10 protein-coding genes are annotated in these 12,438 nt (G+C 36.9%); 7 read left to right on the top strand and 3 right to left on the bottom strand.

The window, feature by feature from the left end:
- The first annotated feature begins 135 nt into the window (after window positions 1–135).
- Window positions 136–1,446, top strand: coding sequence for a ribosome biogenesis GTPase Der (der, locus tag AC5XHR_RS05835; protein WP_495949846.1), 1,311 nt, complete (start codon window positions 136–138; stop codon window positions 1,444–1,446).
- Between the two features lie 64 nt (window positions 1,447–1,510).
- A complete protein-coding gene (gene upp / locus AC5XHR_RS05830; protein ID WP_495949845.1) occupies window positions 1,511–2,161 on the top strand; it encodes a uracil phosphoribosyltransferase in 651 nt (216 codons plus the stop codon).
- Here the strand turns inward: upp and AC5XHR_RS05825 are convergent, their stop codons facing one another.
- Both AC5XHR_RS05825 and AC5XHR_RS05820 read right to left on the bottom strand, forming a co-directional pair.
- Window positions 2,162–2,812 (bottom strand): ComF family protein, encoded by a 651-nt coding sequence (locus AC5XHR_RS05825; RefSeq protein WP_495949844.1) that lies wholly within the window; start codon window positions 2,810–2,812, stop codon window positions 2,162–2,164.
- Window positions 2,813–2,881: 69 nt separating this feature from the next.
- Entirely contained in the window at window positions 2,882–4,357 is a 1,476-nt protein-coding gene (locus tag AC5XHR_RS05820; protein WP_495949843.1) for a helix-turn-helix domain-containing protein, read from the bottom strand.
- 201 nt (window positions 4,358–4,558) lie between these two features.
- Here AC5XHR_RS05820 and aceB point away from each other — a divergent pair, with 201 nt between their 5' ends.
- A complete protein-coding gene (aceB, locus tag AC5XHR_RS05815) occupies window positions 4,559–6,133 on the top strand; it encodes a malate synthase A (protein WP_495949842.1) in 1,575 nt (524 codons plus the stop codon).
- Window positions 6,134–6,270: 137 nt separating this feature from the next.
- Window positions 6,271–7,563: an isocitrate lyase gene (gene aceA / locus AC5XHR_RS05810; RefSeq protein ID WP_495949841.1), complete on the top strand. Its 1,293-nt coding sequence runs from the start codon at window positions 6,271–6,273 to the stop codon at window positions 7,561–7,563.
- Between the two features lie 73 nt (window positions 7,564–7,636).
- Here the strand turns inward: aceA and AC5XHR_RS05805 are convergent, their stop codons facing one another.
- Window positions 7,637–9,988, bottom strand: coding sequence for a S9 family peptidase (locus tag AC5XHR_RS05805; RefSeq protein WP_495949840.1), 2,352 nt, complete (start codon window positions 9,986–9,988; stop codon window positions 7,637–7,639).
- Between the two features lie 95 nt (window positions 9,989–10,083).
- On the opposite strand from AC5XHR_RS05805, the gene AC5XHR_RS05800 reads away from it, so the two are divergent.
- From AC5XHR_RS05800 to AC5XHR_RS05790, 3 genes are read left to right on the top strand one after another with little or no spacing between them, the layout of a single operon-like run.
- On the top strand, window positions 10,084–10,530 hold the full coding sequence (locus AC5XHR_RS05800; RefSeq protein ID WP_495949839.1) for a 6-pyruvoyl trahydropterin synthase family protein: 447 nt from the start codon (window positions 10,084–10,086) through the stop codon (window positions 10,528–10,530).
- A 60-nt stretch (window positions 10,531–10,590) separates the two neighbouring features.
- Window positions 10,591–11,355 carry a UDP-2,3-diacylglucosamine diphosphatase gene (locus AC5XHR_RS05795; RefSeq protein ID WP_495949838.1) on the top strand — a complete coding sequence of 255 codons (765 nt, stop codon included), beginning with the start codon at window positions 10,591–10,593 and terminating at the stop codon, window positions 11,353–11,355.
- Window positions 11,356–11,373: 18 nt separating this feature from the next.
- The gene (locus AC5XHR_RS05790; protein WP_495949837.1) at window positions 11,374–12,357 is read left to right on the top strand and encodes a LuxE/PaaK family acyltransferase; all 984 of its coding nucleotides are present in this window, start codon (window positions 11,374–11,376) and stop codon (window positions 12,355–12,357) included.
- Window positions 12,358–12,438 lie beyond the last annotated feature (81 nt).

Below are 12,438 nucleotides of genomic sequence, written 5' to 3'. Positions count from 1 at the left end.
CTAATTTTAAGTGAATTTACAATAAAATATTTTTTCTAAAAATGTTTTTAATTGGAATAGTGTATCTTTGCAAAAAAAATTGGGCTTAGAAGGACTGAGTTACCCATTAATAATCAAGTTATTAAACATTTTTTTATGTCGAATATCGTGGCCATTGTCGGCCGTCCCAATGTAGGGAAATCTACCTTATTTAATCGTTTATTAGAAAGAAGAGAAGCAATTGTTGATTCAACTGCTGGTGTTACTCGTGACCGTCATTACGGAAAATCAGACTGGAATGGTGTTGATTTTACAGTGATTGATACGGGAGGTTACGAAGTAAATACCGATGATATCTTCCAAGAAGAAATTTCGAAACAAGTGCAGCTAGCTATTGATGAAGCAACGGCGGTTGTTTTCATGCTGAATGTTGAAGAAGGACTTACGGATACCGATAAGGAAATTTACGAAATGCTGCGTAGAGCAAAAAAACAAGTGTACATCGTAGTAAACAAAGTAGATTCGGCTAAAGAAGAATTGGCAGCTACCGAGTTTTATCAATTGGGAATTGACCAGTATTTTACACTTTCTTCGGCAACAGGTTCGGGAACTGGAGAATTGTTGGATGCTGTTGTAGCAAATTTTCCAACAACAGAATATAAAGATCCTTTCGAAGGTTTGCCTAAAATTACGATTGCAGGAAGACCCAATGTTGGTAAATCAACATTAACCAATGCTTTGTTGGATAACGAACGTAATATCGTTACGAATATCGCAGGAACAACGAGAGATTCTGTATCCAGTTTGTATAATAAATTTGGTCATGAATTCGTACTTGTAGATACTGCTGGAATGCGTAAAAAGAGTCGAGTTTCAGAAGATTTGGAGTTTTATTCAGTAATGCGTTCGGTTCGTGCTATTGAGCATTCGGATGTCGTTATTATCATGGTGGACGCCACTTTAGGTTGGGAAGCTCAGGATATGAGTATTTTCGGAATCGCTCAGAGAAACCGAAAAGGGATCGTGATCGTAGTGAACAAATGGGATTTGGTGGAAGATAAGAAAACCAATACCATCCGTGATTTTGAAGCAGCAATTCGTCATAAGTTAGGACAGTTTTCAGATGTTCCAATTTTGTTTGTTTCGGCATTAACGAAGCAACGTATTTTGAAAGCTGTTGAAGTAGCGATGGAGGTTTACGAAGATCGTCAGAAGAAAATCAAAACTTCGAAATTGAATGAAGTGATGCTTCCGATTTTTGAAAATACGCCGCCGCCGGCAATCAAAGGAAAGTATATCAAAATCAAATATTGTGTGCAGTTGCCAACGCCATCGCCACAATTTGTATTCTTCTGTAACTTGCCGCAGTACGTAAAAGAGCCGTACAAGCGTTTTACAGAAAATCAGCTTCGAAAAGAATTCGGATTTACGGGATCGCCAATTGAGGTGTATTTCCGTCAAAAATAATTTTTTAAGCCTTTCATTTTTTATGAAAGGCTTTTTTTACGACCTTTACCGCATAAACGAAACTATGGTTACAATACTTTCAGATACCTTTTCTTTGGTGAATTCTTGGATTAACGAATTGCGAAATATTGAAGTTCAAAACGACCGAATGCGTTTCCGCCGAAATATGGAGCGTATTGGTGAAATTGCCGCTTTCGAAATCAGCAAAGGTTTAGAAGTGAAAGAAGTGGAAATTACCACGCCATTAGATAAAGTTTCGGCTCGCGAGATTGCTGTTCAACCCGTTATTACAACGATTTTAAGAGCGGGAGTTCCTTTGTTTGAAGGGATTCTGAATTATTTAGACAAAGCAGATTGTGGTTTTGTTGCGGCCTATCGTAAACATGATGCCAACGATTATTTTTCCATCAAACAAGATTATTTAACGTGTCCAAACATCGATGGTCGTCCTCTAATCGTGGCTGATCCCATGTTAGCAACGGGTGCGAGTTTAGTTGAAGCTTTAAAGGATTTGTTGAATCACGGAAAGCCAACTCAACTTCATATTGTTGCAGCAATTGCGTCACAACAAGGTGTTGATACAATTCAACAAGCGTATCCTGAAGCTCAAATTTGGGTGGGTGTGATTGATGCGGGTTTAACGTCGAAAGGCTACATCACGCCAGGTTTGGGTGATGCTGGAGATTTGAGCTACGGTGAAAAACTTCAACGTTAATTAATCTAAAGCAAAAACGAGAACACTGATTTTGTTATTTTGATGCTGAAGAAGTTCCCAAGCGGCTTGTGAAATGGTATTTCCGGTCGTTAAAACATCGTCGAGCAATAGAATGTGTTTGTTTTCTATTTTGGTTTGAATTTCAAATAAACCCGAGTTTTCACCACGTTGATTTTTCGATTTTAAAGCTTGCGCTTTTCCAAATTGAGTTCTTTTCAAAACGTCATTTTGAAGTGGAATTTGAGTTAGTTTACTCAGTGTTTCTGTAAATAAATGCAACTGATTGTAGCCACGTTGGCGTTGCTTTTTCGGATGCATCGGAATGCTAACTAATAAATCAAAAGCATTAGGCTTCCAATCAAAAAGATCAAACGCCCAAAAAGCCAATTCTCTTCCGATTTTTTCGCGTCCACCATATTTTAGTTGATGGACGATTTTTCGACTCAGATTTTGATTTTCAAAATGCATCATCGCAACGCCAGATTCTATCGGGAAAAGACTTTTGCAACGTTCGGTAACTTCATTAGTTTGCCCAAATTGATGATGGGTAAAGTGAACTCCATCCAAACAGATGCTGCAAAGGACTTTTGGTCCGTCGATTAAGGTGTTGCAAGAAAGGCAGCGATTGGGAAATAGGATATCCAAAATCATCCGTTGTGTTTTCGTTAAATGTAAGAAAAAACAAGAATGAAATTGATTTTAATGTTGATTTTTAATTGATTACACGAATTTTTTTCGAATTTTTTCGATTTCCTTTTTCATGTTTTCGTTGAAAATCTCTTTTTCGATGCGAATCGGCGCGGCTTTTCGTACGTCGCAATCACTAATACTGCAAGTTTCGCAAGTAACGCCCACATTTTCCGTCTGTATGGAATCGCTTTTCGAGAATTTAATTTTTTTAATCGAATTTGGATTTAGCAAAATTCCTAAACAGTAACTTCGGTTTGTGCCGTCTGAAAAAGGGTTTTTCTGTGATGTTGAAAAAACCAAATACGTCAAACCGCTGTCTTTGTAATGTGAAATTTGAGCATCCGTTAATTTTTCATTTTCTTTTAGTCGAATTAGGTTTTTTACGGCAATCCATCTTCGGCAATAATGTTCATTAGTCGCTTTTGCGTGCGGTGCTTGCTGATTATTTAGATGTAACTCCTTCATAATGTGAATGCGATCGGAGTCTTTTTTCTTCGTAAAACACAAGTAAAACAAATCCTTAATTCCCATTTCTGTGGGAAGCAGATTGGTCAATCGGTAATAAAATGTTTCTGGCGAATTGGTGAATTCATTAATAAGGTCATCGAATTTTTCAGCATTCCAGTCTTTTTCATTGATGAAATCCGTGAATAACTCAATTAGTTTTTCTTTTGAAATTAAAAGACAACCTGCAAAATACGAGGCAAAATAGTTGTTTAAAAGTTCTTCAAAACTGCTGAAGTCCAGCCAAGAATACGTGTTTGGGCGCAGTTTGATTTCCAAAACATTGAAACCGATTTCCTTTGCAAGAATAAAAACTTTCTGATTTTCGTCTAGTAATTGATTTAAAAGTAGTTGTTTTTTCTCAGGAATGAATAACGAGCGAAGTCTATTCGCTTCATTGTTTTTGCTAAAATCTTCGTACTGAATTTGATATCCGTAATGATCTTTTAAAATGGTTTCTAATGCATCAACTGGAAGTTTTTTGTTGATGTCTAAATTGAATTTGGAAACAAATTGAATGGCTTTTTCCTCGATTTCAGGAAAATAATTGTCGTGCATTTCCTGAAAGCTTCGAACGACAGCGAAATAAAATCGCTCTTTTCCTAAATTGTAATTCTGCGATATCTCAATAAGTGCATTAATGAATGCGGTAACTTTTTTTGGGGATTCGCTGATGATGTTAATTAAAAAATTACGGTTAATTCCGAAAAGTTCAAGCGGAATTTCCTTAAAAAATTCCGATTTTAAAATTTCAGAAACGGGCGAAAGACTACGATCAAGTTTTGTTGAAACTAAATCATCGAATTTGCATTCCAAAACATCAGATAGTTGTAATATTTTATCGTGTTTCGGGTACTTTTTTCCATTTTCAATTTCATTTAAATAGGATTTTGAAAGTCCCGTTTTGTCGGCAAGATCTTGCAAAGACCACTTCTTTTTTTGGCGTTGCTGCTTTAGTTTTAATCCGAAAATTGTCTTAATGTATTCGCTGTCTGCACTCATTTTCAATTAGTTGTTCGCTTTTATTTATTGTTTCGGTTTTTATAGATTCTCAAAAACCTTTTATTCATCAGCGTTCTAACAAATGTAAATAAAAATTGCGATTTTTCGCATAATAATTTATTGTTAAAATTAGCGAACGTTCGCTGTTGGTGAAAATATTTTTTCTAAGTTTGTCTCAATCAATCATCAAAATTTATTTTTATGGAAACGCAAACAAAATTCAAAATTCAACATTCACATCCGTATGAATCCATTTTTTCAGAAGAAGTTGTCGATTTTTTAATTGCGCTTCATGAACAATTTAATCCAGTTCGATTCGATTTATTGGAAGAACGTAATCGAACACAATTGGAGTTTGATCAAGGGATTATGCCTACTTTTCCGCCAGAAACAGAAGCAATCCGAACTAGTGATTGGACATGTGCCCCGATTCCTGAAGATATTCTCGATCGTCGCGTTGAGATTACGGGACCTGTGGATCGTAAAATGATTATTAATGCGTTGAATTCCGGTGCAAATTGTTTTATGGCAGATTTTGAAGACAGCAATTCACCAACTTGGAATAATTGCATGGAAGGCCAATTGAATCTTTCGGATGCGGTGCGAGGTGAAATTTCATTCGAAAATGAAGGTGGAAAACGATATGAATTAAATGAAAAAGTAGCGAGTCTTTTTGTGCGTCCGCGCGGCTTGCATTTGAATGAAAAACATATTTTGATTAACGATGAAGAAGCTTCTGGTTCTTTAATCGACTTCGGGTTGTATTTTTTTCGAAATGCAAAAGCGTTGCTGGAACGTGGTTCGCGGCCGTATTTTTACCTTCCAAAACTAGAGCATTATAAAGAAGCTCGTTGGTGGAATGATGTTTTTGTTTTTGCGCAAAATTATCTTGAAATCCCTCAGGGAAGCATCAAAGCTACGGTTTTGATTGAAACAATAACGGCTTCTTTCCAATTGGATGAGATTTTATATGAATTAAAAGAACATTCCAAAGGGTTGAATTGCGGACGTTGGGATTATATTTTTTCATACATCAAAAAATTTCGAAATCTTCCTGAGTTCTTAGTTCCGGATCGAGATCAAGTAACGATGATAGCTCCCTTTATGAAGGCGTATTCCGAGCGCGTAATTTCTGTTTGTCATCGTCGTGGTGTCTTTGCAATGGGGGGAATGGCGGCGCAAATTCCGGTGAAAGGGGATGAGGAAGCAAATCTTTTAGCTTTTGAAAAAGTTCGCGCAGATAAGGAACGTGAAGTGAAAAATGGACACGACGGAACTTGGGTGGCGCATCCGGCTTTGGTTTCGGTCGCAAAAGAAATTTTCGACGAATTTATGCCGACGCCCAATCAAATTCATAAAAAGAAAACAACCTTAGTTTCGGAAAAGGAGCTTTTGGAAGTCCCAAAAGGGAAAATAACTGAACAAGGAGTCCGGAAAAACATCAATGTTGCGATTTTATATATCGAATCTTGGTTGATGGGAACAGGCGCCGCCGCGATTTATCACTTAATGGAAGATGCAGCGACAGCAGAAATTTCGAGAAGCCAAGTCTGGCAATGGCTTCATAATGAAGCGAGAATGGATGATGGGAGAATTCTGACTTGCGATAAGGTTTTTCGATGGGAGCAAGAAGAGTTAGAAAATATCAAAACCTATGTTGGCGAAGAACGGTACCAAAACGGAAAATTTCAATTGGCAACCGAGATTTTTAACGAATTGGTTTGCTCGGATAAGTTCGAAGAGTTTTTGACTCTTAAAGCATACAGATATCTTTAAACCTATTTAAAATTAAGACTTTACGAGCTTGAAACTTTCACCAGTTGGGTGAAGGGAAGGGCTTTAATATCAACTTCATTTTAATTTCAGAGGTACTATTTCAACAAAATATTAGAAACTATCAAATCCAAAATATCATGACAAAGCAAGAATTAAAAATCCAAAATTTAGAAAAAGAATGGGCAGAAAACCCAAGATGGAAAGGTGTTGAACGACCTTATACGGCCGAAGATGTGCTAAAACTTCGAGGCAGCTATACGATAGAATACACGGTAGCGACCGAAATGGCAAAAACACTATGGCAAAAATTAAATTCACAACCATTTGTAGCTGGTTTGGGAGCGTTAACAGGAAATCAAGCCGTTCAGGAAGTGGACGCTGGTTTAGAAGCGATTTATCTTTCAGGTTGGCAAGTGGCGGCGGATGCAAACCTTTCTGGCGAAATGTATCCCGATCAAAGTTTGTATCCTGCGAATTCGGTTCCGTCTGTGGTGAAACGTATCAACAATGCGTTGTTGCGTGCGGATCAAATTCAAAGTGTGAATTGTGTGGATGAAGTTAATCGGAAAAATTATTTGGTTCCCATCGTTGCCGATGCTGAAGCAGGTTTTGGTGGGAATCTCAATGCTTTTGAGTTGATGAAGCAAATGATAGAAGCTGGCGCCGCGGGCGTTCATTTTGAAGACCAACTTTCTTCTGCAAAAAAGTGTGGTCATTTGGGCGGCAAAGTGTTGGTGCCTACACAAGAAGCGATTAACAAACTGGTTGCGGCTCGTTTAGCATCCGATGTATGCGGTGTTCCCACGGTTTTGGTTGCGAGAACCGATGCTGATGCAGCAGATTTGTTAACTTCCGATATCGATGAGCGGGATCACGAATTTATTATTCCTGGTGAGCGAACTTCCGAAGGATTTTATAAGGTGAATAATGGTGTGGGACAAGGAATTGCTCGTGGTTTGGCGTATGCTCCATATGCGGATTTAATTTGGATGGAAACCTCGAATCCGGATTTAGAGTATGCAAGAAAATTTGCCGAAGGTATTCATGCAAAATTTCCTGGAAAAATGCTGGCTTACAACTGTTCACCTTCTTTTAATTGGGCAGCAAAATTATCCGTTGCCGAAATGGAAACATTTAGTGAAGAATTGGCAGCAATGGGATACAAGTTTCAATTTATAACATTAGCGGGCTTTCATGCACTTAATACGTCGATGTTTGAATTGGCTTCTGCTTATCGCGAAAGGGGAATGGCAGGCTATTCCGAATTACAAGAACGAGAATTTGCACTTCAAGCCAAAGGTTTCCGAGCGGTGAAACATCAGAGTTTTGTCGGAACGGGATATTTCGATACAGTTCAAACCATAGTGACTTCTGGAAAGGTTTCTACAACGGCGCTAGCAGGCTCCACTGAAGAAGAGCAATTTCATTAACCATACTTGTTATTTGATTATTCTTTTCCAATATTAAGATAAAATCCTCACCGTTTGGGTGAGGATTTTATTTTTATTTATTCAATAAATTTTTGTTGAAATGGTCTAAAATTCGGCGATATTCGTCATACCAAGAATATGATTCTTTGAAACCATGAGCTTCCACAGGGAAAGAGGCGAGATCCCAATCTTTTTTTCCTAGCTCAATAAAACGTTGCGAAAGTCGTACAATATCTTTGTATTCCACATTATCATCAATCATTCCGTGCAACATCAGAAGTTTTCCTTCTAGATTTTCAGCAAAATAAATGGGTGAAGATTGTTTGTATGCTTTTGGGTCGGTTTCCGGATAGTTGAGAATATTTCCTGTATAGCCGTGGTTGTAATGTGCCCAATCCGTCACGGATCGTAAAGCTGCACCAACTTTAAACTCTTTTGGCTCGGTTAATAAAGCCATCAATGTGATAAATCCACCATAACTTCCACCGTAAATTCCTACTTTGTCAGGATTGATTCCTAAATTTTGGACCAAATATTTTTTGCCATCAACATGATCGGATAGATCTTTTCCTCCCATATGGCGATAAATTCCCGTTCTTGTATCTCTTCCGTAACCATCACTTGCGCGATAATCAATATCCAAAACTGTATAACCTTGGTCCACTAACAAATTGTGGAACATGTATTCGCGATGGTAATTGCTCCACCAATTATGGGCGTTTTGAAGATATCCTGCACCATGGACAAAAATAACGGCTGCCGAATTTTTGGCATTTTGCTGAGGTTGATACAAGCGCGCATAAATCGTTTTTCCATCTTGCGCTTTATACGTGATTACTTCGGGCTTTCTCCAAGAATACGCATTGAATTCAGCAGTCGTTGATTTCGTAATTTGTTGAAGTTTTGCCTTTTCTTGGTTTGGTGAAACGTACAATTCCCAAGGTTTATTTTTGTAAGAGTAACGTACGATAAGTTTCTTTTCATCGGGTGAAAGAGAAACTTCATGTGCTCCATCTTGAGTTAGAATGGGTTGAAGGTTTCCTCCTGAAATCGATATTTTATAGAATTCTCGATTTCCAGGATGTGTTGTATTGGTCGATAAATAGAAGCTTTTTTTGTCTTTTGAAAGCGTTGCGCTTCGAACTTCCCAATTTCCAGAGGTGAGTTGTTTTTTTGTTTTTGTTGAAATGTGAAAGGTATACAAATGCGAAAAACCAGTTGCCTCCGATTGGAAAAATAGAGTTGTATCATCTGCTAAAAATCCTAAATTTCCAGTGCTGAAATAGTGTGCTGGAATTCCAGGTCCGCCTATCCATGCGTCATCGTGTTGATGATCGATTTCCGTTAAACTTCCATCATTAAGATTGAGTTGAACGATCCAACGATCTTTATTGTCTTGGCTGCGAACGTCCATGATGGCAATGTTTCCGTCGCGATTATAAATCGTTTTTCCAACCGTAAAATAGCGTTCTTCTTTCTTTGCGTCTTTTTTCGTTTCCTTTGCGGGATAGTCTTTTAGATAGTTTGGAGCGATATCAATTCCGCTAAGTTTTGAAAAATTAGCATAATACACCGTATCTTTTTCAATGTTGAAAATCCCCACTTTTATAGGATACATATTTTGAGTAGAAACTTTAGACTTTGTGTCTTCTACTTTGTTGTACCCGTCATCCGTGATGAAATCCAACATCTTTTCTTGTTTACCACTCGCTCTTTTTCCTTCAACAAAAGTGACGAATTTTCCATTCGGATTTGCTGCCAGAGACCATATATCATTTGGTGCAGAAAATGCTTTTGGAAAAGCTTTTTCAACCAGTTTTTTCTTGTCTTCGTTGAATTTTTTGCGTGTTTCTAGATCACGAACATATTGGAAAAGTTCCTTTTGTTGCTCTTTTAAGAAATCTTCTTTTTTATCCGCTTTTTCAGAGGGTTTTTTAGCAAAATTGGTGATTTGGATCAGACTTCCTTCTTGTATATCTATTTTGTAGATATTTCCACCTTGTTCAAAGAAAACGACACCGTTTTTTCCTAAACTTAGATTCGAAACAAAACCAGAATTTTGAAATAGTTTCTTCTTCTTTTTTGTTGACGAATTGTACGAATATACGGCGCCACCTTCCGTGTAATAGTAGTTTTGATAATCTTGCGTTAGAAATCTATTTTGATAAAATTTGGCTTCGTTGGCATCTGCTTTTTCAGGTTGAGTCATGCCTTTTCTCCAGAAATAGGTGCTTTTGCCGACTTCTTTTTTCGGGTTCCAGTCAAAATAAACCGTTTCATTATCAAAACCCCAAACCGGATTTTCTGGTTGATAGCCAATAAACTCTTCCCCTTTCATGATTTCTTCCAATTTCAAACTGGACGTTTGCGCAAAAGTAAATTGAACCAAACAAAGAAGTGGTAATGTAAATTTTTTCAGATTCATAAATACAAGATTTCGCCCAAAAATAGGGTATTTGTTTTGATTATCAGGCGTAAAATGAACGTTTAAAAGAAAATTAGATTATGTATCTTTGCACCATGATTCGCATCACTAAAATTTTCACCTTCGAAACGGCTCACGTTCTCTACAATTACGATGGAAAATGCAAAAATATGCATGGCCATTCGTACAAACTTTTTGTTACGGTAAAAGGAAAACCGATTGACGATTTAGAAAATGTAAAAAACGGAATGGTCGTAGATTTTGGCGATATCAAGAAGATTGTCAAGGAAGAGGTTGTGGATGTTTGGGATCATGCGGTTTTGGTGAACGGAAATTCTCCACATCAAAATTTAGGTCAGAAATTAAAAGACGAAGGTCACAACGTGATTTTTTGCCCATATCAACCAACGTGCGAAAACATGTTGTACGATATTGCCGCCAAAATTAAAAATCAACTTCCAAGTTCTGTAGAATTAGTCTATCTTAAACTTCACGAAACCGAAAATTCCTATGGAGAATGGTTTGCAGAAGATAATAGGTAAGATTTTAAAGTCAAGAACAAAAATTTAGAAATATTCGTCACGTATTTTCAAAAAACATTGATGACAACAATAGAATTACAAGCTAACAAGAAAATCTACTTCGCATCCGATCAACATTTCGGTGCGCCAACTCCCAAAGATAGCAAGGTGCGGGAAGATCGATTCATTCGTTGGCTAGACGAAATCAAAAAAGATGGTCAAATTTTATTTTTGATGGGCGATTTATTTGATTTTTGGCATGAGTGGAAATACGTAGTTCCTAAAGGTTTTGTGCGCGTTTTAGGGAAAATTGCGGAGTTGAAAGATGCTGGAATTGATGTCTATTTCTTTGTTGGAAACCATGATCTTTGGATGAAAAATTATTTCGAAGAAGAATTGGGAATTCCCGTTTATTTTGAAAAACGATATTACACTATTTCAGGAAAAAATTTCCTTTTAGCGCATGGAGACGGACTTGGTCCCGGTGATAAAGGCTACAAGCGAATGAAGAAACTCTTCACGAATCCTGTTGCGCAATGGGCTTTTAAATGGCTTCATCCCGATATTGCGATGAAAGTTGCGATCTATTTTTCCACCAAGAATAAGATGATTTCGGGTGAAGAGGATAAAGAATTTTTGGGTGAGGACAAAGAATTCTTAATTATCTATTCTAAAGAGAAATTGAAAACAGAAAAAATTGATTATTTCGTGTACGGGCACCGCCATCTTCCGATGATTTTAGATTTGGAGGGAAAGGCAAAATATGTCAATCTTGGTGATTGGATTTCGTATTTCACTTATGGCGTTTTTGATGGTGTAGATTTTAGAATTGAAACGTATCAGTAAAAGTAAGAAGGAGAAAAGATGTTGAATGTTCTATTTAAGATAAAAACCGAAGAAGAATTTACCCAAGCTTGTATTGAAACATTCCGTTATCAGTACGAAAAAGTGGAAGTTTATCGAAAGTTTGTTGATTATTTAAAAATTAATCCAGCAGTAATAAAAGACATCAATGATATCCCTTTTTTGCCGATTGAAATGTTTAAAAATCATACGATTTTAGATCAGAATTCTTGTGCGGAAACTTATTTTAAAAGCTCTGGAACCACACAAATGAATCGTTCAAAACATTGGATCGCCGATTTCAATTTGTACGAAGAAAGTATTTATCAAAGCTTTAAACAGTTTATTGGAAAGCCTGAAGACTATATTTTCCTTGGTCTTTTGCCGAGTTATTCAGAAAATTCACATTCTTCATTGATTTATATGGTTGATTTTCTGATGAAAAAATCAGCAAAACCAGAAAATGGATATTTTCTATACAATCACGACGATTTATTCAACTTATTAAATCAACTTCAAAATAAAAAAATCCTTTTGTTTGGGGTTTCTTTCGCCTTGTTGGACTTTCTTGATTTTTGTGAAATGCATCCAAATCAACTTTTAAAAAATGAATTTTTAACCGTTATTGAAACGGGCGGAATGAAAGGTCGAAAAGAGGAAATGACCAAAGACGAGTTACTTCGGATTCTTCAAAATGGATTTCAGACTAACAAAATTTACTCAGAATATTCCATGACGGAATTGCTTTCACAAGCCTATTCGTTGGGAAGAAATGAATATCAAACACCAAATTGGATGCGGGTTTTAATTCGAAATACCGAAGATCCGTTTTCGTATATGGAAGAGGGAAGAACGGGTGCAATAAACATTATTGATTTGGCGAATCGACATTCGTGTTCGTTTATTGCGACTCAAGATTTAGGAAAAATTCAAAACGATAAATTCCAAGTTTTGGGACGGATAGACCATTCTGATATTCGAGGTTGCAGTTTGTTGGTTTCGTAATTTTTTAATGTCAAAGCATTGATTTCCAAAAATGCTTTCGATTGAAAATAAATCTTCTTACGAAAGCATTTGTTTTCGATA

It is taken from the genome of Kaistella sp. CFF1-2, from assembly GCF_059509915.1.
The sequence above is the reverse complement of the archived record's forward strand: the minus strand, read 5'-3'. Positions and strand labels throughout refer to the sequence as shown.

Bases quoted from the DNA above. Each gene is read 5' to 3' on its own strand.
- der (WP_495949846.1), top strand. From the start codon at position 136: ATGTCGAATATCGTGGCCATTGTCGGCCGTCCCAATGTAGGGAAATCT.
- upp (WP_495949845.1), top strand. From the start codon at position 1,511: ATGGTTACAATACTTTCAGATACCTTTTCTTTGGTGAATTCTTGGATT.
- AC5XHR_RS05825 (WP_495949844.1), bottom strand. From the start codon at position 2,812: ATGATTTTGGATATCCTATTTCCCAATCGCTGCCTTTCTTGCAACACC.
- AC5XHR_RS05820 (WP_495949843.1), bottom strand. From the start codon at position 4,357: ATGAGTGCAGACAGCGAATACATTAAGACAATTTTCGGATTAAAACTA.
- aceB (WP_495949842.1), top strand. From the start codon at position 4,559: ATGGAAACGCAAACAAAATTCAAAATTCAACATTCACATCCGTATGAA.
- aceA (WP_495949841.1), top strand. From the start codon at position 6,271: ATGACAAAGCAAGAATTAAAAATCCAAAATTTAGAAAAAGAATGGGCA.
- AC5XHR_RS05805 (WP_495949840.1), bottom strand. From the start codon at position 9,988: ATGAATCTGAAAAAATTTACATTACCACTTCTTTGTTTGGTTCAATTT.
- AC5XHR_RS05800 (WP_495949839.1), top strand. From the start codon at position 10,084: ATGATTCGCATCACTAAAATTTTCACCTTCGAAACGGCTCACGTTCTC.
- AC5XHR_RS05795 (WP_495949838.1), top strand. From the start codon at position 10,591: ATGACAACAATAGAATTACAAGCTAACAAGAAAATCTACTTCGCATCC.
- AC5XHR_RS05790 (WP_495949837.1), top strand. From the start codon at position 11,374: ATGTTGAATGTTCTATTTAAGATAAAAACCGAAGAAGAATTTACCCAA.